The 26,054-nt window shown below is 63.7% G+C and carries 27 protein-coding genes and 1 pseudogene; 17 read left to right on the forward strand and 11 right to left on the reverse strand.

Annotated elements, in window-relative coordinates; genetic code table 11:
- The first annotated feature begins 167 nt into the window (after positions 1-167).
- Positions 168-383 (forward strand): hypothetical protein, encoded by a 216-nt coding sequence (locus Q0877_RS07605; protein ID WP_299166793.1) that lies wholly within the window; start codon positions 168-170, stop codon positions 381-383.
- A gap of 208 nt (positions 384-591) precedes the next feature.
- Positions 592-990: a metalloregulator ArsR/SmtB family transcription factor gene (locus tag Q0877_RS07610; RefSeq protein WP_299166794.1), complete on the forward strand. Its 399-nt coding sequence runs from the start codon at positions 592-594 to the stop codon at positions 988-990.
- On the opposite strand, the gene Q0877_RS07615 is transcribed toward Q0877_RS07610, so the two are convergent.
- From Q0877_RS07615 to Q0877_RS07625, 3 genes are all read right to left on the reverse strand, one after another.
- Positions 980-1,213: a DUF1508 domain-containing protein gene (locus Q0877_RS07615; RefSeq protein ID WP_299166795.1), complete on the reverse strand. Its 234-nt coding sequence runs from the start codon at positions 1,211-1,213 to the stop codon at positions 980-982. The genes Q0877_RS07610 and Q0877_RS07615 overlap by 11 nt on opposite strands.
- 121 nt (positions 1,214-1,334) lie before the next feature.
- Positions 1,335-2,084 (reverse strand): alpha/beta hydrolase, encoded by a 750-nt coding sequence (locus Q0877_RS07620; protein ID WP_299166796.1) that lies wholly within the window; start codon positions 2,082-2,084, stop codon positions 1,335-1,337.
- Between the two features lie 30 nt (positions 2,085-2,114).
- The gene (locus Q0877_RS07625; protein WP_299166797.1) at positions 2,115-2,777 is read right to left on the reverse strand and encodes an alpha/beta family hydrolase; all 663 of its coding nucleotides are present in this window, start codon (positions 2,775-2,777) and stop codon (positions 2,115-2,117) included.
- Positions 2,778-2,831: 54 nt separating this feature from the next.
- Between Q0877_RS07625 and Q0877_RS07630 the strand changes: the two genes are divergently transcribed.
- Entirely contained in the window at positions 2,832-3,902 is a 1,071-nt protein-coding gene (locus Q0877_RS07630) for a winged helix DNA-binding domain-containing protein (protein WP_299166798.1), read from the forward strand.
- A gap of 6 nt (positions 3,903-3,908) precedes the next feature.
- Here the strand turns inward: Q0877_RS07630 and Q0877_RS07635 are convergent, their stop codons facing one another.
- From Q0877_RS07635 to Q0877_RS07660, 6 genes are all read right to left on the reverse strand, one after another.
- Positions 3,909-4,247 carry a hypothetical protein gene (locus Q0877_RS07635; protein ID WP_299166799.1) on the reverse strand — a complete coding sequence of 113 codons (339 nt, stop codon included), beginning with the start codon at positions 4,245-4,247 and terminating at the stop codon, positions 3,909-3,911.
- A gap of 127 nt (positions 4,248-4,374) precedes the next feature.
- The gene (locus Q0877_RS07640) at positions 4,375-4,578 is read right to left on the reverse strand and encodes a hypothetical protein (RefSeq protein WP_299166800.1); all 204 of its coding nucleotides are present in this window, start codon (positions 4,576-4,578) and stop codon (positions 4,375-4,377) included.
- Positions 4,579-4,753: 175 nt separating this feature from the next.
- On the reverse strand, positions 4,754-6,385 hold the full coding sequence (locus Q0877_RS07645) for an ATP-dependent DNA helicase RecQ (protein WP_299166801.1): 1,632 nt from the start codon (positions 6,383-6,385) through the stop codon (positions 4,754-4,756).
- A complete protein-coding gene (locus Q0877_RS07650) occupies positions 6,382-7,131 on the reverse strand; it encodes a hypothetical protein (RefSeq protein WP_299166802.1) in 750 nt (249 codons plus the stop codon). The genes Q0877_RS07645 and Q0877_RS07650 overlap by 4 nt, the downstream gene beginning before the upstream one ends.
- A gap of 4 nt (positions 7,132-7,135) precedes the next feature.
- Positions 7,136-8,470, reverse strand: coding sequence for an APC family permease (locus tag Q0877_RS07655; RefSeq protein WP_299166803.1), 1,335 nt, complete (start codon positions 8,468-8,470; stop codon positions 7,136-7,138).
- A 52-nt stretch (positions 8,471-8,522) separates the two neighbouring features.
- A complete protein-coding gene (locus tag Q0877_RS07660) occupies positions 8,523-9,638 on the reverse strand; it encodes an AI-2E family transporter (RefSeq protein WP_299166804.1) in 1,116 nt (371 codons plus the stop codon).
- A gap of 193 nt (positions 9,639-9,831) precedes the next feature.
- Between Q0877_RS07660 and Q0877_RS07665 the strand changes: the two genes are divergently transcribed.
- The 6 genes and pseudogenes from Q0877_RS07665 (at position 9,832) to Q0877_RS07690 (ending at position 14,265) form a co-directional block, all read left to right on the forward strand.
- Entirely contained in the window at positions 9,832-10,587 is a 756-nt protein-coding gene (locus Q0877_RS07665) for a MerR family transcriptional regulator (protein WP_299166805.1), read from the forward strand.
- Between the two features lie 166 nt (positions 10,588-10,753).
- Positions 10,754-11,311: pseudogene (locus Q0877_RS07670) on the forward strand (isocitrate/isopropylmalate family dehydrogenase); the annotation flags it as partial.
- Positions 11,312-11,402: 91 nt separating this feature from the next.
- Positions 11,403-12,272 carry a glycerate kinase gene (locus Q0877_RS07675; protein ID WP_299166806.1) on the forward strand — a complete coding sequence of 290 codons (870 nt, stop codon included), beginning with the start codon at positions 11,403-11,405 and terminating at the stop codon, positions 12,270-12,272.
- Entirely contained in the window at positions 12,254-12,604 is a 351-nt protein-coding gene (locus Q0877_RS07680; RefSeq protein ID WP_299166807.1) for a type II toxin-antitoxin system PemK/MazF family toxin, read from the forward strand. The genes Q0877_RS07675 and Q0877_RS07680 overlap by 19 nt, the downstream gene beginning before the upstream one ends.
- 65 nt (positions 12,605-12,669) lie before the next feature.
- Positions 12,670-13,749, forward strand: coding sequence for a PLP-dependent cysteine synthase family protein (locus tag Q0877_RS07685; protein ID WP_299166808.1), 1,080 nt, complete (start codon positions 12,670-12,672; stop codon positions 13,747-13,749).
- A gap of 78 nt (positions 13,750-13,827) precedes the next feature.
- Positions 13,828-14,265 (forward strand): hypothetical protein, encoded by a 438-nt coding sequence (locus Q0877_RS07690; protein WP_367182148.1) that lies wholly within the window; start codon positions 13,828-13,830, stop codon positions 14,263-14,265.
- Between the two features lie 193 nt (positions 14,266-14,458).
- On the opposite strand, the gene Q0877_RS07695 is transcribed toward Q0877_RS07690, so the two are convergent.
- Positions 14,459-15,157, reverse strand: coding sequence for a hypothetical protein (locus tag Q0877_RS07695; protein ID WP_299166809.1), 699 nt, complete (start codon positions 15,155-15,157; stop codon positions 14,459-14,461).
- A gap of 166 nt (positions 15,158-15,323) precedes the next feature.
- Here Q0877_RS07695 and Q0877_RS07700 point away from each other — a divergent pair, with 166 nt between their 5' ends.
- From Q0877_RS07700 to Q0877_RS07735, 8 genes are all read left to right on the forward strand, one after another.
- The gene (locus Q0877_RS07700; RefSeq protein WP_299166810.1) at positions 15,324-16,154 is read left to right on the forward strand and encodes a DUF1206 domain-containing protein; all 831 of its coding nucleotides are present in this window, start codon (positions 15,324-15,326) and stop codon (positions 16,152-16,154) included.
- Positions 16,155-16,261: 107 nt separating this feature from the next.
- Positions 16,262-17,431: an ATP-binding protein gene (locus Q0877_RS07705; protein ID WP_299166811.1), complete on the forward strand. Its 1,170-nt coding sequence runs from the start codon at positions 16,262-16,264 to the stop codon at positions 17,429-17,431.
- Between the two features lie 103 nt (positions 17,432-17,534).
- On the forward strand, positions 17,535-18,554 hold the full coding sequence (locus tag Q0877_RS07710) for a LacI family DNA-binding transcriptional regulator (protein ID WP_299166812.1): 1,020 nt from the start codon (positions 17,535-17,537) through the stop codon (positions 18,552-18,554).
- Positions 18,555-18,713: 159 nt separating this feature from the next.
- Entirely contained in the window at positions 18,714-20,060 is a 1,347-nt protein-coding gene (locus Q0877_RS07715) for an extracellular solute-binding protein (protein WP_299166813.1), read from the forward strand.
- A gap of 25 nt (positions 20,061-20,085) precedes the next feature.
- Positions 20,086-20,985, forward strand: coding sequence for a carbohydrate ABC transporter permease (locus Q0877_RS07720; protein WP_299166814.1), 900 nt, complete (start codon positions 20,086-20,088; stop codon positions 20,983-20,985).
- 2 nt (positions 20,986-20,987) lie between these two features.
- Complete coding sequence (locus Q0877_RS07725; protein WP_299166815.1) at positions 20,988-21,881, forward strand: carbohydrate ABC transporter permease; 894 nt, start codon at positions 20,988-20,990, stop codon at positions 21,879-21,881.
- Positions 21,882-21,920: 39 nt separating this feature from the next.
- Positions 21,921-23,456, forward strand: coding sequence for an alpha-N-arabinofuranosidase (locus Q0877_RS07730; protein ID WP_299166816.1), 1,536 nt, complete (start codon positions 21,921-21,923; stop codon positions 23,454-23,456).
- A gap of 18 nt (positions 23,457-23,474) precedes the next feature.
- On the forward strand, positions 23,475-25,262 hold the full coding sequence (locus Q0877_RS07735; RefSeq protein ID WP_299166817.1) for a glycoside hydrolase family 2 protein: 1,788 nt from the start codon (positions 23,475-23,477) through the stop codon (positions 25,260-25,262).
- Here the strand turns inward: Q0877_RS07735 and Q0877_RS07740 are convergent.
- Positions 25,246-25,662 carry a YkvA family protein gene (locus tag Q0877_RS07740; protein WP_299166818.1) on the reverse strand — a complete coding sequence of 139 codons (417 nt, stop codon included), beginning with the start codon at positions 25,660-25,662 and terminating at the stop codon, positions 25,246-25,248. The genes Q0877_RS07735 and Q0877_RS07740 overlap by 17 nt on opposite strands.
- Positions 25,663-26,054 lie beyond the last annotated feature (392 nt).

Here is a 26,054-nt window from a genome sequence, read left to right on the forward strand (position 1 = left end):
CGAGGGTCACCGTTTCGCGGGCATTCTCATTTGAGGCACCGAGGGTGTTTCGCGGGCACTTTAGATGAGTCTCGTCGGTCTCTTCCCAAAGAAAGCAAGCGTGCTTATGATCGTAGGCACAGGTCCATCCCGTCTTTGCCGGACCTCTGAATGAGGAGGAGCCAGACGTGTCGATCGAAGACAATGAGCCGTTGACGGCCAACGATGCCGACCGGATCGAGCAGCAGCAAACGGTCGGTGAGGATTCCACTGACGACGTGAGCGAGCAGCCGCTCGAGGCCGGAGCCCGCGAAGCGAACGAGGCCGACGTCGTCGAACAGGCGCAGTCCGTTTACGGCGAGGATGATTATCCGCGCGGACCCGTAGGAGAAGAACCCGTCTGACAGCATGCATGCGTTCGGGACTGTCGCTCCCGGGCAGGCACACAACCGACGATCCAGAAACCGGGTGGTGACAGAAGCTACTGGTGGGTAACACATGACGGTATGATGAAGTGCTCAACCGTTCCGGCCCCCGCCGGGCGCCTTCTCTCTGCACCGGCTGTCATCCTGTGATCGTCCCGGTCCATGTTCGCAAAGGATGATGGTTTTCTTGGAGGCTTTTCCCGGAGCGCACAAGCCCCTGTACGAGGTGAAGGCCAACCTCTTCAAAGGGATGGCGCATCCCGTGCGCGTGCGTGTTCTCGAGATTCTTTCCGCTTCGCCGGATGTTTCGGTGACTGATCTGATCGACGATATGGGCGTTGAGGCGTCCCGCCTTTCGCAGCATCTTTCCGTCCTGCGGACCCATCACCTCGTGGTGTCCGAGCGGCGCGGAAGCCAAGTCTTCTACAGCCTGGCGTACCCGCGCGTTGCAGACCTGCTGGCCACAGCGAAGATGCTGCTGGGCGAGGTTCTGGAGTCCACGCAGCAGCAACTGCGCACCTCTGAATGGGCTACGCCGTCAGAACCGGTCGATGAGAAAGAAGCGCAACCGGCTCCTAGGCGGTAGCGCGGCGCCGTACCTGCCGCACCCGCGGCACTCGTGCGGACGGGTCGGAGCGGTCATGAATATGCCCCATGGCTGCGTGCTCACGGACGGCGGTGATTGCTGTGACTGCCTCGCCCTTTTGCCCGTAGCCGGCAGAGGTGACGAGGACGCCGCCGCGATCATCCACGAGTCGAAAGCGGTACAGCTTGTCGGCGTCCCTGAAGATTTCGAAGTTCCCGGCCACGGTTTCCTCTCCTGGTGCTGAGGCGCAACACCGCGCCTGAGGACTTTAGGATTTCATCAATTCGTAATATAGGGAAGCCGTGTGACGCCGGGGGACGCGAGATCCCAACTTTTTTATAGGTTCAGCGCTCAGGAGTGGCCCAGCCGAGCCGGGACAGCCAGTTCGCGCAGAGGGAACTCCACTCCTCAGGTCCCGCTTCACCCCGCGCGAGTCCCAGCCCGTGTCGGCCGTGGGGGAAAACATGAACCTCCGCCGGCACGCCGTGCTTTACCAGGGCGCGGGCATAGGCAAAGGTGTTCTCAACCGGCACCGCACCGTCGTCGGCCGTGTGCCAAAGAAAAGCCGGCGGCGTAGCTTCGGTGACATTCAGTTCAGGTGACAGTGATCGAAGCATGTCCGACGACGGCGCCTGGCCCAGCAGGTTATCAATGCTTCCCTGATGAACGGCGTCCGTGAACGACACCACCGGGTAGCAGAGGATGGACAGATCCGGAACGGCGGCGCGGACGTCCAATGTCGGATCCTCGCACGACGCGGCGGTGGATAGCGTGGCGGCGAGATGCCCGCCGGCGGAAAACCCGAGCACTCCTACCCGTTCGCTGTCCACGGCAAGGCCGTGCCCGCCGTCCCGGATCCAGAGCATTGCCTCCTTGGCATCGGTCAGCGGTGCCGGGTGTTGGTGCGGCGCGACCCGATACCGCAGCACAAAGGCGTGAATGCCTAGCCCGGCCAGCCACTCACCGACCGGTTCCCCTTCATGATCCGACGTCTTGCCGTACCCGCCTCCGGGCAGAACCAGCACAGCCGGTCGCGGGGTGCTGCGGCCGGTGTCAACGGCAGGGATGACGGTCAGATTCGCGGGAGCAGGCATAGGTTCACCGTACCCATCCGGCGTTCCTGATCACCCACCCGGCGAAATATACGACGCGACGGCGCCCGCCAGCGACGCTCCGATCTCCTCGGGGCTGCGCTTGACGCCCTTGACCGCGAAAGAGTGGTCGGCGTCGGGCAGGTACTGCAGGGTTGCGCGCTTCCCGAGTTTCGCGACCACTGCGTCAAGGAGCTCCTTTTGCGCGAAAGGGTCATTGCTGCCCTGGAGGAACAGCATCGGAGCCTCGACGCGGGCGAGGTGTTCGTCGCGGATCTTCTCGGGTTTGCCCGGCGGGTGCAGCGGGTAACCAAGGAAGACGAGCCCCGCGGCGTCCATGCCTTCCGCAACGGCCATCGATGCCATCCGTCCGCCGAAGGACTTCCCGCACGCCCACACGGGTTCCCCATCGGAGCGCTCCTGTGCATGCCGGATAACTTCGCGCCAGGCTGCAATTGCTTTTGGAGGGCGGTCCGGGAAGCGCCGACCCTGCTCCATGTAGGGGAAATTGAACCGGAGCGCGGCAAATCCCATGTCATTCAGCGCATCACTGAAACCCGTGAGGAACGGGTGATTCATCCCTGCGCCCGCTCCATGGGCGATGGCGATGGTAGCGGCAGGGTTGTCCAGCCGCGTGTATGCGCAGGAGAAGCCGGCGTCGTCAACGTGCAGTGTGGAGTGCTCGGGGGAAGCCATCTGCCCATCATGCCCCAGCGGCGCCGCGCCCACTGGTCGACCATACTGGTAGCCATGGGAACGCCGATCACCCGCGACCACCTGTTGAAGCTGCGCCTGGCACACCACTTTCCCATGAACGACGACGGTGCAACCGCCAGTGTGGTTGGCACCGTCAGCAGAATGCTCGCGATGCAGGCGCAGGAATTCGGGCAGGCTCTGTGGGCCATTGGATCACGCGCTCGGAACGCATCCCGGACAGACGTTCTCGCCGTTCTGGACAGTGCCGAGGTGGTGCGCTCCTACCCCATCCGCGGCACATTGCATTTTGTCCGGCCGGCCGACCTTCGCTGGATGCTGAGCCTGACTGCCGAACGAATGATCAGGTCCGCCGCACGCCGCCTGGGCGAGCTTGAGTTGGACCAGTACACGCTGGATAGCGCGCGGGATCTGGCGCTGGAGGTCCTGGCCGGCGGCATGGCCCTGGAGCGCAACGATTTCCTCGAGACGCTCAACCGGGCAGGGATTTCGACCGCAAACCAGCGGGGCTATCACATCATCTGGTACCTCGCGCAGAAAAGCATCATCTGCTGGGGGCCGCCGCAGGGAACGCAGCAGGCACTGGTGCTCCTGGACGAGTGGGCGCCGGAAACCGGCCGGCCGGATCGGGAAGAAGCACTTCGGCGGTTTGTTCTGGGTTACTTCACCGGGCACGGCCCTGCAACGGTGCAGGATTTCGTCTGGTGGTCAAAGCTCACCGTTGCTGATGCCAAGCGGGGGTTGGCCCTTGCCCGCAGCGAACTCACGGAGTACGTCTACGACGGTGTGAGCTACTGGGCTTCACCTGCCGCGGCCGATGTGCAGCAGGTCCAGGACGGGCTGCTTCTGGCGGGGTATGACGAGTACGTGCTGGGCTACGCGGACCGGTCTCCGACCCTTCCAGCCGAATACGCCTCCCGCATCATGGTGAGCAACAATGGCGTGTTTCGGGCCGCTCTTGTGATGGACGGCCGCGTTGTGGGGACGTGGCGAAAGAACACCAGCGCGCGTACGGCCGTCATCGAGCCTTTCGCTGAGTCCGGAATCAGTGACGCCCATGCCTTCGGCAGCGCCATCCGCGCGCATGATCGATTCCTCGCTTCCTAGGTCCTTCTACTCGGAGCCGAGATTGGTAACCCGCACCAGCCGCCAGCCGTCCCAGCGGGGATCGCTACAGATATCGAAGACCAGGATGGGGGACACCGGGCCGGTCTGCGCCTGAAACCGCCAGTACTGCAGCGTCATCATGCTGCCCTGTCCAATGAACCCCGCGGGGCCGGGCTCCCACCAACTCCGCGAACTGCTCCAGTGCATGGGCTCACCCAGCACCTGCCAGATGCTTCCGTTCCAGCGGAGGGCGAGCGGCTGGCCACGGGACGTGAAGCGGACGTCCGCCTCCTCGTTGAGGGACCGAGACCCAGGCTGAACCTCGTCGATATGTTGCGCCGTCATTACCCTTCACCTTCCGCAGTGCCGGGTTTAAAGCTAGAACATATCTTCGATTAGGTCACTCCGTTAAACGAAATCCGGACCAGAGAGACGAAAGCCCTCTGGCCCGGACCGCTGTTCCTGCTGAGGCTCAGCTCTCCTGTTCGCGCCGGTTCAACTCCAGGTTGACCTCCTCGAGGCGAGCCTCGGTTTCGGGCTCCGGCAGGCCTTCCGCATACTCGGCCTCAAGCTCTCGGTGAATCCGACTGTTGAGCACTTCCACTTCGACGTCTTGCAGGGCGGTCAGGTCTTCCGGGAACGGATCTTCCGGCGAAATCTTGTGGTTGGATTCCATGGGTCACTTTCGGGCTCATTGCGGTTCTCTCCGAAGTGTAGCCGTGCAGTTGATTTTTGTGCGAGAACGTATGACGGAACCCGCAACACCCGGGTCCACCGGTAGACGCCGAGACCGGCGGGAGGGCGGCCAACCGGGTCAAAACGCGTCCTCTCGCTCTGATTCACGCTGACCGTCAACTTCCCACCGCCGTCAGCAGATCCTTCTCCTCCACGAGCGGCACGGAGAGCGACTTGTACCCGTGCTCCTCGAAGAGGACCGTGACGACGTCATTCTCGTATCCCATGACCACCCCATCGCCCCACTCATCGTGCCGGACGGTGCTTTGCAGCGGGAACGGCTGGTGTTCGGGGCTGTCGTCCTGCTCGGCAGACCTGCCGGAATCGCAGTTGTCGCAGGCATCGCACAGGCACTCCCGCTCCTCCCCGAAATAACCGAGCAGGAACTTCCGCCGGCAGCCCCGCTGCTCCGCGTACTGCCTCGCCATCTCTACACGTGACCGGTCCATTTCCTGCCGCCGCTTCTGATGGTCGACGACGTCGGCAATCACCTGGTCAGCATCGGCCGCCATGGCGCGGTACTTCCCGCCGCGCTCGCGGACGGCGCCCACCTCGAGCAACTGGTTCAGAAGCCCGGAAAGCTTCCGCTGCGTCAGCCCGGTGGCCTCCCGGACACCGGCGGCGTCCAGCGCACCGTCCGACGACCGGAAGGCAGCGAGCAACTCGCGCAAGCTGTCCTCCCGCACGCTTTTCGCGGCAAAGAACCGTCGGATACCAAGGTCCTCAGGCCGATAGTGAAGCACGACGGCGGCAGGCTCACCGTCCCGACCGGCACGCCCCACCTCCTGGTAGTAACTGTCCAGGGAGTCCGGAATGTCGGCGTGCACCACGAATCGCACGTCCGGCTTGTCGATCCCCATCCCGAACGCCGTGGTGGCGACCACTACGTCCAGTTCGCCGGCATGGAACGCTTCGTGCAGCGCCGTGCGCTCGGACTTCTTTCGCCCCGAGTGGTAGGCGTCCGCCCTCAACCCAGCCTCCCGCAACTGCTCGGCGTACAGGTCCGTCTGCTTGCGGGTTGCCGTGTATAGCAGCCCCTGGCCCTCCAGAGACATCACCTGCTCCACTACGGCGAGCTGCTTGTCCCGCTCGGATTCGTGCTGCTCGACGCTGAGGTGCAGGTTTGGCCGGTCGAAACCCTCAGCGATCACGAGGGCGTCTTTCAGCCTGAGCCGCTCCAGGATCTCCTGCCGCACCGGCGGAGAAGCAGTTGCGGTCAGCGCGATGACCGGCCGCTTCAGGCGCTCCACGAACGAGCCCAACTGAAGGTAATCGGGCCGGAAGTCGTGCCCCCACGCGGACACGCAGTGTGCCTCGTCGATCACGAGGAAGGACACGTCCAGCGCCTTGAGCCGTGCGGTCACCTCCTCCCGCGCCAGTTGCTCGGGGGCGAGGAACAGGAATTTGGCGCGGCGCTCCTCGTCGGCGTCCTCCGCGGCGGCCCAGGCCTCGTCGACCTCAGCGTCCGTAGCGGTTGAATTCAGGACGTAGGCACGGACCTCGCCGAGCGCCTCATTGATGGCCTCGACCTGGTCTCGCTGAAGGGAAATCAGCGGTGAAACGACGACGGCGACTCCCGGGGCGGCCATGGCCGCCACCTGATAGATGGCCGACTTTCCATAGCCGGTGGGAAGCACGCAGAGGAGGTTCCTGCCGTCGTCGGCCGCGTCCAGCGCCCTGCGTTGTCCGGGAAGGAGCGAGTCCCAGCCGAAAAGCTCCCGGGCGGTGGCGTCCAGCTTCGCGTTCATTCCGCGGCCGCCGTAATGAGTGCAAGCAGGGCCGAGTACAGAACCATGCCGGCCAGGAACCAGGGAAAGCTCGACCCCCGATTCGACGGCAGTTCCTCCTTGAAGACGTTCAGCAGCACTGAGCCTCCCAGTAGTGCGGTGAGAATAGCGACAACCACGGTGCTCGTCGGAGCGAACAGGGCAGACAGCAGCCAGCCGACCAAAAGCGCGCCGGCCAGGACAACGCGCCCGCTGGCGGCGAACCGGTGCGGGTAATGCTCCTCAAGATGGCGGTCAGTGAGCACGAAGTGCAGTCCCATGGCGATGGTGAACAGGACGGCGAAGAGCAGGCCGGTTTCAAGACGCAGGGCCATGGTGTAGGTGATGAGGGCGTTATAGAACGCGAACGCACCGAGGTGCACCCAGTAGACACCGCCGGAATCGGGTCGCCTGTTGGTTCGCCGGGAGGTTGCCAGGCGGTCCAGGCCGTAGAAGACGGTGAAGCCGGTGAGCGCGACGACGAAGATCCCGAGGTCGAAGAGCGGCGTGACCTCGATGGTGTCCTCGAGGAGTTCACCGATTGCCTCATTGCCCTCCGCAATTTCCGGTAGCAGGTGAAGGAAGACGTACGCGACCGCCAGTCCGCCGGCGAAGGATCCCGTTACGCTTTCCGGGACGAACGGCAGTTTCCGGATGCGCGGAGCGGCAAGATGCAGTCCCGCGAGTACAAGCGCGATCACGAGCGAACCGATCAGCGCCGTGGTCACTGCGCTACCTCGCTTCCGGCTCCGGCTTACGCTTGCCGCGGCCGGTCACCAGCGTGCTGATGAGATACAGGACGACGCCGACACCGATCAGGATCGCGGCCCGCAGCCAGATCTCGCCGGACTGCTGGGTGAGCAGCAGGATGCAGGAGGCCACGCCGAGGATGGGGATCACTATTGGAATGCGGAAGTGCTTGTGTTCCACCCGGTCCCGGCGGAGAACCAGTACGGCAACGTTGGTGCTGATGAAGACGAACAAGAGTAGCAGCACCACGGTCTCGGCCAGCGACGCCAGGGTTCCAGTGAGGGTCAGAACCATGGCGACCGCCGTCGTCACGACAATGGCCACCCACGGCGTGCGGCGGTTGGGCAGCACCTTGCCGAGCACCGGGGGAAGGAGGCCTTCCTCAGCCATGCCGAAGGTCAGCCGGCTCGCCATGATCATGGTTAGCAGCGCGCCGTTGGCGACGGCGATGAGGGCGATCAGGCTGAACAGCCACGGCGGGATGCCGAAGCCGGTGGCGGTCACCACGTCGAGCAGGGGAGCGGTGGAACCGGCGAGTTCATCCGCGGGCAGGGCGGCTGCGGATACCAGTCCGATCAGGAGGTAGACGGCGCCTGCGGTGGCAAGGGCACCGAAAAGGGCTTTCGGGTAGACGCGGGCCGGATTTTGCACTTCCTCGGCGACGTTCGCGGATACCTCGAAGCCCACGAACGAGTAATACGCAATGAGCGAGGCTCCGAGGACGGCAACGGCAGGATTCGCGTTGGGCGGGAACTGGGAGATCTGCCCGGGATTCCCGCCACCCTGGCCGAGGAACACGGCCACCAGCACGATGACGAGCACGAGTCCGGACACCTCGATGATGGTCATTACCACGTTGGAGCGAACCGACTCCTTGATACCGCGCGCGTTGAGCAGGGCAAGCAGGGCGAGGAACACCACGGCCGCCCAGGTGGGCGGTACGGCGATGAAAGCGGAGAGGTAGTCGCCGGTGAACGTGAGCGCCAGCCCGGCGGCGCTGGTGACGCCGGCCGCGAGCATGCAGAATCCCACGATGAACGAGATGAAGGGAGTCTTGTAAGCCCGCTGGGCGAAGACGGCGGCGCCGCCTGCCTTGGGATACTTGGTCACCAGTTCCGCATAGGAGCCGGCAGTCAGCAGCGCGAGCGCGAGGGCTACGATCAGCGGCACCCAGATGGCTCCGCCCACCTCGGCCGCAATCACACCTACGAGCGCGTAGATTCCCGCGCCGAGTACGTCACCGAGGATGAACAGGTAAAGCAGCTTGCCGGAGATGCCCTGCCGGAGCTTTGATTGTGGCGCAGTTTCGGTGGTCATTCTTTCCATCCTGGTGGTCGATGGCCTGCTGGGCCTGGGCGCGGAGCCGCGCTCAGGTGGGCTCGGAGCCCGCCGGTGGAAGGTCGGGGTTCAGTGGCTCAAGCCTCGGGTCCTCCGCCGTCCATACCTGCAGGACTGCCCAGGTAACGGCCGCGATCGGAACTGACAGCACTGCTCCGATGATGCCCGCGAGGATGGTTCCGGCCGTCAGTGCGAGCAGGATCACCAGTGCGTGGAGGCGCAGCGACTTGCCCATCACGATGGGCTGAAGAAGGTCGCCCTCCAGCTGATTGACTGCGACGACGACACCAACCACGATAAGCGCGACGATCGGCCCGTTGGCCACCAGTGCAACGAGGGCAGCCAGGACGCCGGCGAGGGTCGCTCCCACCAGCGGGATGAACGCGCCGATGAACACGATCATGGCGAGCGGCAGGGCAAGCGGTACGCCGAGGATGAGCAGTGCGATGCCGATGGCCACAGTGTCCACGAGGGCAACGATCGCCGTTCCGCGGACGTAGCTGCCGAGCACCTCGAGGGTCCGCGCACCTGAACGGCGAAGTTTCTGCTCGCGCTCGCCCTTGAACGGCCGGAGGAAGAATTCCCAGATCTTCTTGCCGTCCTTCAGGAAGAAGAAGAGGATCACGGCCATCAGGGTGGCGCCGGTGAGGAATTCGGCCACCACGGAGACGCCGGAAATGGCGCCCGAGCGGAACTGCGCGCTGGTTGCGTAATCGATGATGGCGGTTCGTGCCTGGTCCAGCTGCTCCGGTGCAATGGGGAAAGGTCCGCTGGTGAGGAACGCCTGCAGTTCATCGAGGCCCTCGGTGGCGGCGGTGACCAGTTCGTCAGCCTGGCTTCGGACGGAGAACACAATGATGGTGATGATGCCGCCGAGCGCAATCAACAGCGCAAGGAACGCGATGGCTGTGGCAAGCGCGCCAGGTACCCCCCGCCGTCGCAGCAGGTTCACGAACGGGCCGATGGCTGCCGCGAGGATCAGCGCGATGATGATCGGTATCACGAGCAGACGGATCTGGAGGAGCCCGTAGATCGCGACCACCGCAAGGGTGAGAATCAGGAGAATTTGTGCGGCCCGGGACGCTGTCCGGCCGAGGCCGTCCGTCCAGGGACCGGATCGGGTGCTGTGCAGGTGGGAGCCGGCCATGTGTTTCCCTTCGCCGTGGATGATCGATATGCCGTGGGCAACTAATTGCTAAGCATACTGTGCATTATTCGGCAGGTGCCCGCTGCGGTGCATCAGCTGTTCGTCCCCAGTGCTCCTGGAGAGTCGCGTGTCGACCGTTGACCTTGACGTTGCGTCAACCTATACCGTGAGGACAGCAGATCGGGAGGAGCGCATGGACAGGTCGATACAGGACGTAGCGAGGCTGGTGGGAACCACGAGCCGCACCCTGCGGCACTACGACCGGATGGGTCTGCTGCCGCCGTCCCGGTTGGGCAGCAACGGCTACCGCTATTACGACGACGGCGCCCTGGTCCGGCTGCAGCGCATCCTCCTGCTGCGTGACCTTGGGCTCGGACTGCCGGCGATTGCGGACGTGCTCAACAGGGAAATGGAGCCCGCCCGAGCGCTGCAGAAGCACCTCGAGCTGCTGAGGCAGGAGCAGGAGCGGCTGGCGCGGCAGATCGCGTCGGTTTCAATGACCATCGAACAACTGGAAGGAGGTGAACAACTCATGGCTGAAAACATGTTCGACGGCTTCGACCACACGCAATACAAGGATGAGGTGGAGCAACGGTGGGGTGCAGAGGCATACGCTTCCGGCGACCGCTGGTGGACCGGAATGACCGACACCGAACGCAGCGGGTGGAAGGCCCGCACGGCGCAGCTCGGCGCTGACTGGACCGCTGCTGCGGAGCAGGGCATCGCGGCGAACAGCGATGCCGCCCAGGAGCTGGCACGGCGTCACTACGAATGGCTGTCCGGCGTGCCCGGCCTGCCGTCGTCGGGCGGCCGGCCCTCGAAGGAGTACTTCCTGGGCCTCGGTGACATGTACGTCGCGGACGATCGTTTCGCGGCGAACTACGGCGGCCGGGAGGGCGCAGCATTTGTGCGGGACGCGATGAAGTTCTTCGCTGACCGTCACCTCTAGGAAGCGACGGTACGACGACGGCGCGCGCGTGGCGTCGTCGTCGTTCCTGGTTTTGCGGGGGAGCGGAGGCGTCAGGAGGATGTCGGCGTGTGCTGTTCGGCGACACTGAGGAAGGCGAGCGCTGCGGGCGTGAGGTCTTTCGAGCGGCTCAGCAATGCCACATCGAGTCGCCCGCACCCGCACGGTGAAAAAGGTTTCCAGCGTCACCAAGTCCAACGCCCAGCAGTACGGCATGGTCCTTTAGGACGAAACCTTCAAGCGGGTAGCGCTGGAATACCCGGACGTCGAAACCGAAAGCGTTCTGGTTGACGCAATGAGCGCCAAGTTCGCACTGCGGCCCGAGGAGCTCTCCGTTGTTGTGGCGTCGAACCTGAACGCAGACATCCTGTCCGACCTCGGGTCCGCATTGGCGGGCAGCCTTGGCCTGGCAGCGAGCGCAAACCTGAACCCCGAGCGCCGGTTTCCCTCAATGTTCGAGCCGGTACACGGCTCTGCGCCCGATATCGCCGGTGAGGGGATCAGCAACCCGATCGGTGCGATCGCCAGCGCAGCGCTGATGCTGGACCACTTCGGGCTGCACGAGGAAGCGCGCCGCGTTGAAGCTGCGATCGAGCAGACTACTGGTGCGGGGCACATCACCCGCGACATCGGTGGAAGCGCCTCCACCGACGAAGTGACCGAGGCAATAGTGAGAGCTCTTACCCGCACGCTCGCCTCCCTGTAGCTTCGGCCGATTGATGGGCGATGACTGTGGGGTGTCGTCGCCCATCCGCGTTTTTAGTGTCCGAAGAATTGCGAACGTGCAGGAGCCAAGATTGTCGACGAAAGCGCGGGTGCTCATCGCGCCTGACAAGTTCAAGGGAAGCCTCACCGCAACCGAGGTAGCAGCAGCCGTGGCAGCGGGTATCAAGGGCGGACCGGGCGGTGAATCCGTTGAGTGTACGCTTCTTCCCCTAGCGGACGGTGGAGACGGAAGCGTGGGTGCAGCTGTAGCCAGCGGATTCCGGCTGTATCGCTTCGCCGTCGCGGGACCAACTGGGGAGCCAGTCGTCGCTGACGTGGCGTTTGACGGAGAGACCGCTGTGGTCGAGGTCGCCAATTCATGCGGCATCGCGCTCCTTGACGAAGGGGAACTGGCGCCCCTGGACGCTTCAAGCCGAGGCTTCGGGGAAGCGATAGTTCAGGTATCGGCGCTCAAGCCTCGACGCATTGCGGAGGTACAGCAATTGGACGCAGGATTGACTCACTTCGTTCAAGTTTTGCGCGAGGCTGGCGTGAAGGGCGCGCATTCGCTGGCTGCTCGAGAGGGCGTAGGCAGCGCAGGAGGTATTGGATTCGCCTGCCTGCTTTTGGGAGCCGCGCAAACGTCCGGCGCGGATTTTTTCCTTGACCTGCTGAATTTCGATTCCCGGAGACCCCACAGTCTACATTTCGTCTACAATGTGGGTATGGCCACATCAGACACAACAACCGTCCGGGTTCGCAGGCCGGACTCTGAGCGCCTGCATTCCCTTGCCAAGGCCCGGCAGACTGCCGTCATCGACGTGTTGCACGCAGCAATTGATGCTCTTGAACGGCAGGAATTCCTGCGCGGGGTCAATGAGGACTATCAGCGTCTGCAAGAAGACCCTGAGCGCTGGGAAGAGTATCTGGCCGAGAGGCGCGAGTGGGACACTCTCGCTTGATCTGGCGAGGAGAGATTCACGACGTAGACCTTGGCCAACCAGTCGGCCACGAACCAGCTTTTCGCAGGCCTGCCGTCGTCGTGTCGGTTGACATCGTAAACAACGGTCCAGGCGAACTGGTCGTGGTTGTTCCGGTAACTTCGAGGGCTTTTGGCCTTCGCAGCCATGTCGAACTTGACCCTGGTCGCAGCGGACTTGAGCACACGTCCTACGCCCGATGCGACCAGTTGCGCGTTGTGTCAACCACCCGGTTATCTTCTCGCCGGGGGATGGTTGATCCCGATCGCCTGCGCTCCATCGATCAAGCCCTGCGGTTCGTTCTCGACCTGTGATCACCGCGGCACTCACCGAGCACCGTCGTCGTTCATTTGTCGTAGGCAATCCGTAAGGTGCAGGTATGACAATTTCCGCTGCCACTGACCGCAACTGGTCCGATGAGGCGATCCGCCGCGTCGAGGCTGAGGGCAACCGCTCAGCTGATACTCATCTGCTTGCGCTGCCGCTGCCAGGGGACTGGGGCATCGACGTGTACCTGAAGGACGAGTCGACGCACCGGACCGGAAGCCTGAAACACCGGCTGGCGCGCTCACTGTTTCTCTTCGGGCTGGTCAACGGCTGGATCCGCGAGGGCGCCACCATTGTGGAGGCCTCGAGCGGGTCCACTGCGGTCTCCGAGGCATACTTTGCGCAGCTGCTGGGACTGCCGTTCGTCGCGGTGATGACCAGCTCCACCAGTCCCGAGAAAATTGCCCTGATTGAGCAGTACGGCGGAACCTGCCACTTCGTTGAGGACGCCTCGGAAGTGTATGCAGCCGCTGAAAGCATCGCGGCTGAAACCGGCGGCCATTACATGGACCAGTTCACCTACGCCGAACGAGCTACGGACTGGCGCGGCAACAACAACATAGCCGAGTCAATTTTCCGGCAGATGGAGCACGAGCGGTCCCCGGTGCCGGACTGGGTGGTGGTTGGCGCAGGTACCGGCGGAACCAGCGCCACCATCGGCAGGTACCTCCGGTACAACCGGTATCCCACCCGGCTTGCCGTCGTCGATCCGGAAAACTCTGCGTTCTACCCCACGTGGGCCGGAGGTATCGCCGCCGTCGGCAAGCCGTCGCGGATCGAAGGGATAGGGCGGCCCCGCCCGGAACCCAGCTTCATTCCTTCAGTCATTGACGCCATGATCCAGGTGCCCGACGCCGCTTCGGTCGCCGCTTCCCGCCACCTCCTGTCGGTCACCGGAATCGCCGCCGGGCCCTCAACCGGAACCAATCTGTGGGGAGTGTGGCAGTTGGTCGCGCAGCTGAGGGCAGCGGGCCGGCAGGGCAGCATCGTCTCTCTCCTGTGTGACTCCGGCGAGCGGTACGCCTGTTCCTATAACGACGACGCCTGGCTGGCTGAGCGCGGACTGGATCCCGCGCCTGCGCTCGCCGTACTGGAGGAGTTCTTCGAGACGGGGGAGTGGCCGGCGGCTTGACCATTGCTGATGTGTCCGGTTGCCGGTAGTTTCTGGGTAGCTCTAGATGGGGGAGGGCGCAACGGTGAGGAGTATCAGGTGAATCAGTTACTGAGGGTCCAAAATTTCGGTGTTTCCAGCGACGGCTTCGGGTCCGGTGAGGGCCAGAGCCTGGAAAGACCGTTCGGGCACGCGGATCCGGGTGCGATGTTCGCATGGGCAGGAGCAACGGCAAGCTGGACGAACCGCACCGACCCAGGCGGAACACGCGGCCTCGATGACTACTTCACCCGTGATTTTACGAACAACATCGGGGCCGAGATCATGGGCCGCAACAAGTTCAGTCCGCACCGTGGCCCCTGGGAGAACGAGGACTGGCAGGGCTGGTGGGGTGACGAGCCACCTTTCCACACTCCTGTTTTTGTGATGACCCATCACGAGCGGCCGTCCTTCGCGCTCGCAGACACCACGTTTCACTTCATCAACGCGGACCCGGCAACCGTGCTGACCGAAGCACATAGCGGTGTCACCGATTGAACTTGGCGCGGGATCGCGTTTGTGGGGGTCACCTGAGGAGCTGCTTGACCGCTTCCACCTCGAGATTGTTCGCAGTGCCAGCGGAGTGACACATCACCTGTTCTGGCGGCGCAGAGCCGCCGGCACCCAACGCTAGTTCGTACCTCCGCCAAGCACGTCCACATGCACATGGTCGAGGTGGCGCAGAATCTCGTTACTGGGGTCCGGGGAATCGTAGTCGTGCCATTGCCCGCGGGAGGTGCGCGCTCCAGAACCGGTCGTCAAAGATGACGTATTGGATGTCGAGGTCCTCGGCCTGAGCTACGAGCCAGTGAGCCAGTATCCACCCCTCACGCCGGTTCTCCTCGATGACTGGGCGGAAGAAGACGTCAATGGCCCGGCCGTCATAGTGAGTCGAGTCCGCCCCGTGCCCCTGGCCCACTCCGCCCGGAGCGAATCCGCCCAGGCTCTGGTCACCGAACACCTCCGCCATCGCTGTACGCACCTGTTCGGCTCTCGGTGTGAGGCCGGTGGCCGTCAACTGCTGTTCCGCTAGGTCACTGGCAGCTGAGCCCCGGCAGCTCAGGCTCGGTCCAGCGTCCTCCGACGGTCCGTCAGCAAGCCGCTGCAACACCGCCTCGTCGATACCGGAGGTGTCCGGGGCCTCCAGCCCACGGGCCAGGAGCGCTACGGCCGTCGTGGCCAGCTGCGCTTCATTCCGGCTGAGCACGACTTCTCCCTCCGCGGTCTCGACCGTGCACTCCGAGAGTCCTGGCAAAGAACCGCCTCCCGCGCGCAGGGCGCCGAGCAGGCCCGGCCCGAGGAGCACCGCGGCCGACGCGAACAGCCCAAGCAACAGGAACCCCACGAGAAGTCTGCGGCGCGTGCGGCCATTCGTCTCATCCGTTGTCATCACAGAACTTAACCTGAGCTTTGGGTCGGGAGTTCCCACCCGCTGTTCGCCGGCGGCTCACAGGTTGCTCACCGTCCGCGTCTGCCGGTTCAGCCGTTCCGGTTCCGCACACCGGAACCGTTCTACGGTTGTACCCTGAAAATCTCAGGAAAACGCAGGAGCGGGAATGTCGACGGACGAAAACTCTCTGGCACGGGAGGCCGCGGATGCCGCGGAAGAGGTGTCAGACCATAAGGCGCTGGACGTCGCCGCCCGCTTCGGATTCGGCGTTCTCGCCGTGGTGCATATCCTGATCGGAATCATCGCGCTGCAGATCGCATTCGGGGGGAACGGCGAGGCCGAACCAACCGGCGCGCTGGAACGCCTTGCCGGCGGAACGGCCGGCCCATGGACCATGTGGGCGTGTGCCATCGGCTGCTTCGGACTCGCCGCCTGGCAGCTGAGCGAAGCCACGTTACGTGCACGGCACCTTCCGACCGGCGAGCAGCTATCGAAGACCATCTCCTCAGGATCGCTGAGCATCATCTACGGCAGCATGTCCTTCACGTTCGCCCGGTTCGCCTTCGGTGGGGAGGTGGATTCGAGCGAGTCCACTCGGGACTTCACTGCTTCGATGATGGGTTCCCCCTTCGGCATCTTCGTGATCCTCGCGGTGGGCGGGACTGTGTTCGGGATCGGTGTCTATTTTGTCTTCAAGGGGATGCTGCGGAAGTTCCGTCCCGAGCTACGGCACTTTGAAGACACTCACCGGGGGGCTCTCATCGAGGTTCTTGGTGTGATCGGGCATGTTGCCAAGGGGATTGCCCTCATCCTCGTGGGCGTTCTGTTCTTTGCCGCCGTGATTACGCATGACGCCACCCGCTCGACGGGACTCGACGGCAGCCTGAAGGCACTGACGGATTACCCCTTCGGTACTCCACTGCTCGTTACCGTTGCAGTGGGCCTGATCTGTTACGGAATCTTCGCGTTGGTGCGTTCCAAATTCGGGCGCATGTGAGCGGCTCTGGACAGTTGAGCGGCGCGCTATGAGGTTCGGGTGTAGGAAAGTATTCAGCAGTATAGTATTTCGCTATACATTCGAAGATTTTGTTAGATTCGAGGCTCATGGATCCGGTCTATAACCCCTATTCTCCGGGCGCCGGCCGAAAACCTGCAGCATTGGTGGGCCGGGACCAGCCCAGGTCTGATTGGAACGTCGCCTTGGACCGCGTCGAAATAGGTCGGTCAGCTCAACCTTTCGTCCTGTACGGCTTGCGTGGTGTAGGTAAGACTGTACTTCTGTCGGACTTTCGCCGGTCTGCCCAGAGGCGCGGGTGGCTGGTGGCGCAAGTGGAGGCCGGAGCGGACAAGTCGCTGCGTGAGGCTTTGGGCGAGGCGCTCCATGCGCCACTCGCTGATCTCGCTCGCCCCAATGCCGGGCGCCGTCTGCTGAAGGCGCTGAGGACGGCCTTGAGCTTCAAAGCATCGTATGACGCGACGGGGACTTGGAATTTTGGGCTCGATTTATCTGACACTGCCGGCGGAGGTGCTGATACAGGGGTTCTCGAGACGGACCTTCGGAAGCTCATACACGACCTGAGTGACGCGGCAGAAGAGGAGAACGTTGGCCTCGCGATATTGATCGATGAAGCGCAAGACCTCGAACAAGCAGAACGCGTGGCAATCTGCGCCATTGCCCACGCAGCAGCACAGGATGATTGGCCGGTTCTCTTTGCTCTAGCTGGTCTGCCAAGTCTCCCGCGTGTCTTGGCGGAAGCGAAGTCCTATGCCGAGCGCTTCAACTACGAAAAAATCGAAGAACTTCGTGGAGACGTTGCTGTGGAAGCTCTGACGAGACCTTCAGCGGACGATGGGATTGACTGGGAAAGGGCGGCCGTCGAGTTGATCGTCGACGAAAGTGCCGGGTATCCCTACTTTCTTCAGCAATTCGGTCAGGACACCTGGAACGCGGCAGAAGGCCCCAACATCACCTACGCTGATGCCCGTGTCGGTGCAGCCAGAGGTAGAGCGGCTCTTGACAGCGGATTCTTCCGCGCGCGGTGGGACCGCGCTACGAGAGCCGAACAAAGTTATCTGCGCGCAATGGCAGAGGACGGCGACGAAGGTAGCTCCTCAGGTGAGATTGCGTCGAGATTAGGGCGAAGTGCTGCAAGCTTCGGCCCCATTAGGGCTAGCCTGATCGCGAAAGGACTCGTATATGCTCCCGAGCACGGCGTCATAGCTTTCACGGTCCCCGGGATGGCTGCATTCATCACAAGGCAGGCGGCGCTGTAGCCTTCCTGATTACCTGTGTGCAAGCCAATCAGGTAGCGCTTTCACGCATGAGGCGGGGTCTGAAATTGGCTAATCGAGAACCGGAATGAGGTGAGCGGACGTAATGCGCCCCACAGGCAAGGACGTTGCCCGCCGAGCGGGAGTGTCGCCCAAGACAGTCTCCAACGTGCTCACCGGCGTCGTCTCCGTGACCCCGCGGACCCGTGCACGCGTGGAGCAGGCAATGCAGGAGCTTAACTACGTTCCCAACCACTCCGCGCGGAGCCTGCGGAACGGCCGGTCAGGGCTCATCGGCCTGGCGCTTCCGGACCTCAGCACACCCTACTCAGCGGATCTTGCGCACCACATCGTGGAAGCCGCCCATGAGCGGGGCTGGGGGGTGCAAATCGAGGAAACCGGCCACGATCCGCAGCGGGAGGTCGAGCTGATGTCGCAAGCAAGAACCAACATTATCGACGGGCTCATCCTCAACCCGGTGGTCCTCGACGAGAGCGCGGTGAAAGTGGGGGTTGCGTTGCCGCCCGTCGTGCTCCTTGGCGAGGTGAACCAGCACCTCACTGACCGCGTCTGGGTTGACGGCGTCACTGCCGCTAGTGACATGACGAAACTCCTCGCGGCCAAGGGTGCCCGCCGAATCGCAGTGCTCGGGGCTACGGGTGAGCGTAGATCCGCTACTGCCATCACGCGCACAGAGGGGTATCGCGCAGGGCTCGCCGAGCTTGGATTTCCGCGGGATACCGCCCTGGAAATCGTGTGTGATGACTGGACTCCGCGGGGAAGCGCCGAAGCGCTCGCCGCGTACCTGGACCAGCACGATCTGCCCGATGCAATCTTCTGCTTCACCGATTCGCTGGCCATCGGAGCCCTGAACGCGCTGTCCTCGAAGGGCATCCGAGTGCCGGACGACGTCATGGTGGCCGGTTTTGACGACATAGATGACGGAGAATTCGCCAACCCGCCGCTGACCACCGTCTCCTTCGACCGGAGGGAAGTGGCCGAGCGGGCCCTCGACATGCTTGCCCGCCGGATAGCCAATCGCGACCGCACGCCAGAGACTGTGACGGTGGACTACCGCATCATCGAGCGCGCCAGCACCCACGATCGCATCAGCAGGAAGAACTAGGATCCGGGCTTCTTCAGTCATGTGGTGCTGACTCCATCCGGTATCCGGCCAACCCTTGCCAACAACTTTCCATCGATGTAAATTTGTGCCTCAAGTCATCTGTATTCCATCGATGTAAACCCGAGCAGCACCCTGATCGAACCAATGGAGGATCGATTCATGCCCAATGAGATCGCCCGGATACTCCCGCCGTCGGGATGGCGCAGCCCGAACAGACGACAATTCCTGACCGGTGCCGCCCTGCTCGGTGGGGCCGCCGCCACCGGCACCCTCGCCGGTTGTGGCGGACCGGCAGCCGCCGGTGAGGAAACCCTGCGCTTCTGGCACCTGCTCTCCGGCGGGGACGGGGTCAAGATGCAGGCGATGATCGATCGCGTGAACGCAGAGAGCCCCGATTTCGACGTCGTTCCCACCGTTCTCGCCTGGGGCACGCCCTACTACACCAAGCTGGCCATGGCTTCGGCGGGCGGACGTCCCCCGGAACTGGCCATCATGCACGCCTCGCGCATCCCGGGCTACGCACCCGGCGGCCTGCTGGACGCGTGGGACCTCGATGAGCTTGCGAAGCGCGACGTCAGCAAGGAAACTTTCGCGGACCGCGTCTGGGCCAGCGGCGAGCTTGACGGCGACATCTTCTCGATCGCCCTCGACTCGCATCCGTTCATTGCCATGTACAACACGGACGTCGCCGGCGAGGCCGGGCTGCTGGGCAGCGACGGCCTTCTGACGGAGATTACCGACCCGGAGCGTTTCCTTGAAGCGATGCGCGAAATGCAGGCGGTCACCGGCGGCCACGGCCTGTCCTACGGCTACATCAACGACGGAGCGCAGATGTGGCGCCTCTTCTACACGCTCTACCGGCAGCACGGCGCCGAAATGGCGCTGAACTCCGGCCAGCCCGCGGACGTCGACCGCGACGTCGCAATCGATTGCCTGACGTACATCACCTCGCTGCTGGACGACACGATCTGCGCAAGCGGCGCCGACATCAATAACGCCATCGCTGAATTCGCGACGGGTGGCTCTGGCATGCTCTTCAGCGGTGTCTGGGAACTGCCCACCATGCAGGACGCCGGCATCGCCTTCGACGCCATGACCATTCCGACGCTCTTCGGAACGCCTGCTGCGTATGCGGACTCGCATGCCTTTGTGCTGCCGCACCAGAACGACGTCGACGAAGCGCGTCGCGCGGCCGCCTATGACTTCGTTGCCAACATCCTCAAAGGTTCACTGTCCTGGGCTGAGGCAGGTCACATCCCCGCCTACCAGCCGGTGGTGAACTCCGAGGAGTACCGCAGCCTTGAACCGCAGGTGCACTACGCCAATGCCGCAGAAATCATCAACTACGACCCGCGGGCCTGGTTCACCGGTTCCGGGTCGGACTTCCAGACCTTCTTCGCCGCGAATGTGCAGAACGTCTTCCTCGGCAGGGAAGCGCCCGACGTCGGCTGGGACGCCTTCGTTGACCGGCTGAACACCATCCTGTCCAAGCCCAATCCCGTCTGACCCGGACCGACGAAGGAGTCGAACAATGAGCACCACTGTGACCGGGCGCAGAAGCCCGAACTCCAGCAAGAACAACCTTCATGGTTGGGCGTTCTCCGCGCCTTTCCTGATCTTCTTCCTCATGTTCCTGGTGTGGCCCATCATCCATGGGCTCTACATGAGCTTCACCGGGCAGACCCTCACCGGCGCCAACAACGGCTTTGTAGGCTTCGCAAACTACGGTGAGGCTTTCGGCGATCCGGATATGTGGCGGTCGCTCGGAAACACGATCTACTTCACGGTGATCTCGACCATCCCGCTGGTGCTCATCGCGCTGGTCATGGCCGGCCTTGTCAACATGAACCTTCCCGCGCAGTGGCTGTGGCGGTTCTCGTTTTTCGTCCCGTTCCTGCTGGCCTCCACGGTGGTCTCGCAGTTCTTCCTGTGGATGTACAACCCGCAGCTCGGCCTGATCAACGACGCCCTCAGCACCTTCGGCATAGCACCGGTCCCTTGGCTGAATGATCCGAACGTTGCCATGTGGTCGATTGTCATCGCCACCGTGTGGTGGACCGTGGGGTTCAACTTCCTGCTGTACCTGGCCGCGATGCAAAACATCCCGCAGCAGCACTATGAAGCAGCGTCCCTGGACGGCGCGGGCGGATGGCGCCAGTTCTTCTCAATCACGCTGCCGCAGCTTGGCCCCACCACTGTGTTGATCGTGATCCTGCAGGTACTCGCCTCGCTGAAGGTATTCGACCAGATCTACCAGATCACCGCGGGCGGCCCGGGCGGCTCGACCCGGTCACTGGTCCAGTACGTCTTCGAGACCGGCTTCACCGGTTACCGGCTGGGTTACTCGGCAGCCATCTCCTTCATCTTCTTTGCCCTGATCCTGCTGGTCTCAGTGAGCCAGATCTTCTTCAACCGAAACAGGAGCGCGTAGTTATGGCCACTGCAGTACTCGACCACAGCTCCACCGGCGACCTCGGCAGCGAGCGGCCGCAGAACCGACGGAAGATCTCCACCGGCAAGGTGCTCGCCACTGTTGTCACCGCTGTCCTTGCCGTGATCTGGCTGATTCCCTTCGCCTGGGCCGCGGTCACAGCGCTCAAGAGCGAAACGGAAGCGGCGGCCGCGCCGATCACCTGGCTGCCGGCGTCGGGCTTCACCCTCGATGCCTTCACCGAAGTACTCAGCGCGGGAAATCTTCCCACCTGGACGTGGAACTCGCTGTTCACCTCAGCGTGCATCACTGTGATCACACTGGTGATCTCGGCGCTGTGCGCCTACGCCCTCTCACGCATCGATTTCAAGGGCCGCAAGCTGCTGATGGGCGTCATTGTCGGTTCGATCATCATCCCGCCGCCGGTCCTGATCATCCCGCTCTTCTACCAGATGCTTGCGCTGAACCTCATCGACACCTACTGGGCGATCATCCTCCCGCAGGTGCTCCACCCCGCGATGGTCTACGTCCTGAAGAAGTTTTTCGACCAGATTCCCCGCGAGCTCGAGGAAGCCGCCGTCATGGACGGCGCCGGACGGGTTCGGGTCTTCCTGCAGATTGTGCTGCCGCTTTCGAAGCCCATCATGTCCGCGGTGGCGATCTTCGTGTTCATCAACGCCTGGAACAACTTCCTCTGGCCGTTCATCGCCACCAATGAAACCTCGCTGCTCACGCTGCCCGTCGGGCTGCAGACCATCGAGAGCGCCTTCGGCATCCAGTACGCGCAGAACATGGCCTCCGCGCTGCTCGCGGCGCTTCCGCTGATCATCGTGTTCCTGTTCTTCCAGCGCCAGATCATCCGCGGCGTCGCAACCACCGGCCTGGCCGGAACCTAGACAATCCCAGCAGTCCACCCAAGAACCATCAGGAGAAAAATGTCACGCGCACGCATCGTCATCGACAGGGACTTCACCGTAGGGGAGGTGCCCCGCCGGCTGTTCGGCTCCTTCGTCGAGCACATGGGCCGGTGTGTCTACACCGGTATCTACGAGCCTGGCCACCCTGAGGCCGATGACTCCGGCTTCCGCCAGGACGTCATGAAACTCGTCAAGGAACTCGGTGCCACTGTGGTCCGTTACCCGGGCGGCAATTTCGTGTCCGGCTACAACTGGGAAGACGGCGTGGGACCGGTGGAGACCCGCCCGCGCCGGCTCGACGGCGCCTGGCACACCCTGGAGACCAACGCTTTCGGCCTGCACGAGTTTGTCGACTGGTCCCGTCAGGCCGGCGTCGAAATCATGGAGGCGATCAACCTGGGTACCCGCGGGGTGGACGCTGCCCGCGAGCTGGTGGAGTACGCCAACCACCCCGGCGGCACGTACCTGTCGGACCTGCGGGCCAAGAACGGTCACAAGGACCCCTTCGACATCAAGCTCTGGTGCCTGGGCAACGAGATGGACGGGCCGTGGCAGATCGGCCACAAGACGGCGGACGAGTACGGCCGCCTCGCGCAGGAGGCAGCAAAGGCCATGCGCTTCGTCGACCCGTCGCTTGAGCTCGTTGCCTGCGGCAGCTCCAACTCCGGCATGCCCACCTTCGGCGCGTGGGAGCAGACCGTCCTTACCCACACCTACGACGAGGTGGACTACATCTCGCTGCACGCCTACTACCAGGAGCAGGACGGCGACGCCGGCAGCTTCCTCGCCAGCGCACGGGACATGGACCACTTCATCGAGTCAGTCGTGGCCACCGCGGATGCCGTTCGCGCCAAGGGCAAGCACAGCAAGCACATCAATCTTTCCTTCGACGAGTGGAACGTCTGGTACACCCGGCCCGAGGACGTCGACAGTCCCAACCAGGTCGGCAAGCACGGCTGGCGCGAGCACCCCCGCGTGATCGAGGACGAGTACAACGTGACGGACGCCGTCGTCGTCGGTACGTTCCTCAACTCACTGCTGCGGCACGGTGACCGCGTGAAGATCGCCAACCAGGCGCAGCTGGTGAACGTGATTGCACCGATCATGAGCGAGGAGAACGGGCCGGCCTGGCGCCAGACCATCTTCTGGCCGTTCGCGCGGATGGCCGAGCTCGCGACGGGGCAGATCCTGCAGACGCGGGTCGAGTCGGACAAGTACGAGAACGCACGCTTCGGAGACACGGATCTCGTGGACGTTTCCGCGACGTGGAACGAGGAAACCGGACGTGCTGCGTTCTTCTTCGCCAACCGGTCGCTTGAGGAGGCAGCTGACGTCGAGGTGGCGCTTCGCGGGCTGGACGCGGTGCGTGTGACGCGTGCCGAGGTACTCGAGATCCCCGAGGGTTCCGACCGCTTCACCACCAACAACCTCGAGCGCGGCGAACACGTGGGGCTGAAGCCGCTCGACGACGTGAAGGCCTCCGGCGGTGAGCTGCGGCTGAACCTGCCCGCGCTGTCCTGGGCCGTCGTCGAGATCGAGACCCGCACGAGCTGACCAGGAGGCATCTTCCGTATGATCACCGCCAGTAGCCAGGACGGCACGTACCCGCGGCCGCAGCTTGTGCGCGAACACCATCATCCACTCGACGTCGCCTGCGGTTTCGCGTACGACGACGACAACCTTGGCCTGCGTGAAGGCTGGCACTCCCGGGCGGATGTCTTCGACCGGAAAATCCAGCTGCCGTTTGCGCCTGAGACGCCGGATTCAGGGATCGGAGATACCGGCTACCACCCGGTGGTCTGGTACCGCATTCCGGTGCCGTCGCTGGCGGAGGCCGGACTCCCGGTGCAGGGGGAGCGCGTGCTGCTCCACTTCGGCGCGGTGGACTATTCGGCGGATGTCTGGGTGAATGGCACCCACGTGACCCATCACGACGGCGGCCAGACGCCTTTCAGCGCGGACATTACTGAGGCGCTGGCGGGCGAGGGCGAGCAGGTGATCGTGCTGCGTGCGGAGGACGATCCGCTGGACGTGTCCATCCCGCGGGGCAAGCAGGACTGGGAACGTGAGCCCCACGACATCTGGTATCACCGGACCACGGGAATCTGGCGGACCGTCTGGTTGGAGGCGGTGCCGGAGCAACACGTGGTCTCGGTGGCCTGGATTCCGGACGTGCAGCGTGGTGCATTCGGCGTGGAGGTCGAGTTGAGCCGGCGGCCGGACGGTGCGGTTCCGCTCGAGGTGGTGCTCTCGCTGGAGGGCTCCGAACTGGCCCGGCAGACCGTGGCGGTGACGGACCGGCGCGCATCGTTCGAGGTTTCGCTGCCTGCCCAGCGCAACGGTCAGGCGCATGAGCGGCTGCTGTGGTCACCGTCGTCGCCGGTTCTCATCGACGCGACGCTGACGCTGGGAGGCGGGTCCGACGTCGTCGCCTCCTACTGCGGACTACGCTCCACCGGCGTGGGACGGGGGCAGTTCCTGTTGAATGACCGGCCCACCTACGTGCGGTCGGTGCTGGAACAGGGGTACTGGCCGACGTCGCACTTCACGGCGCCGTCGCCCGCCGCGCTGCGAGAGGAAGTGGAACTCATCCTCTCCCTCGGCTTCAACGCCGCCCGCATCCACCAGAAAGTGGAAGACCCGCGCTTCCTCTACTGGTGCGACCGGTTGGGCCTCCTGATCTGGGGCGAAACCGCCGGCGCGTATGAATTCAGTACGACGGCGGTGCAGCGCCTGGTCTCGGAGTGGACGGACATTGTGCTCCGCGACCGCTCGCACCCTTCCGTGGTGACGTGGGTGCCGCTGAACGAGTCGTGGGGCGTGCAGCACGGGGCTCATGATCCGGCGCAGCAGGCGTTCGGGTTGGCGTTGGTGAACCTGACGCGTTCCCTCGATCCGACCCGGCCGGTGATTTCCAATGACGGGTGGGAGCACACCGATTCCGATCTGTGGACGATTCACGATTACGAGGCGTCCGGTGAGGTGCTTCGTGCCCGGTATGGGTCCCGGGAAACGGTGGAGGAGTTGATCTGCGGCTTCGGGCCGGCAGGACGGCTGATCTCGGTGCTTCGGGAGGAGCCCGGGGACAAGCCCGTGATGCTGACGGAGTTCGGGGGAGTGTCCTACGCCCCGGGAACACCGTTCGAGGACAGTTGGGGGTATTCGGCGGCATCGAGCGCGGATGACTTCGCGGCGCGGGTCGGCGAGATTGTCTCCGCGGTGCGGGCGTCGCCGTCGTTGGTTGGGTTCTGTTACACCCAGTTGACCGACACGCGCCAAGAAACCAACGGGCTGTGCGATGAGGATCGTAAGCCGAAGCTGCCGGTCGAGGACCTGCGGCGGATCATTTCGGGGTCCTGACCCCCGCCAGGCGGAGGATCACGCGCAGGCCGTCGTCGTCGCCCTTCCAAAGGCGGGCAAGCAACTCCGGCCCGGTGCGCCGGATGACTGCGCGGAGAACAACGGCGACAACGATCACGTCGTCGACGTATCCCAGTACGGGGACGAAATCCGGCACGAGATCAATCGGCAGGATGAGGTACCCCAGCACCACGAGGACGAGCACTCGGGCGGAAGCGGGTACTTCGGCGCTCGTCAGCAGGGAACGGAAGAGGCGAAGCAGGTCGGGAAGCAGGCGCAGAGCGCTGCGCATGCTGACTGTTTCGGGATTCCTGCGCGCATAGAGATAGAGGAGGACAAGCGCCACCGCGTAGACGAGGAGGAGCCCTGCCAGGATCGCGACAACCGGTTCCCACCACACGCTGCCAACCCTATGCGCCACATGTCTGTTCGGCAGCATAACCACCGGTTAGGGTTAGCGAATGGGGAAATCCGGGGGACATACACCTATCCGTTTGGTTGCCGTGGCAGCGTGGGCCGTCGCGGGGCTATTGCTGAGCTCGTGCTCGGCCGTCTCCGCTGCGGTGGGCGAGGAGTCGAAGGACACCGGCGGAGGTCATCGCCAATACCCCGAAGCCCACTCCACCACCGCTTGATCTGGGGCTTGATCCTGCAGACATCATCCAGCAGGGAACCGGCGATTCAGGCAGCCTGAACACCTGGGGCTGGCCGGGCACCGTTGTGCCTCCCGGTGACTACCTTGTGCACGTTCAGTGTCGCGGGACTGAAAGCCTTACCTTCACTTTCGGCACG

Origin of the sequence: uncultured Arthrobacter sp. (genome assembly GCF_947495145.1) — a bacterium.
Lineage (GTDB): Bacteria > Actinomycetota > Actinomycetes > Actinomycetales > Micrococcaceae > Arthrobacter_D.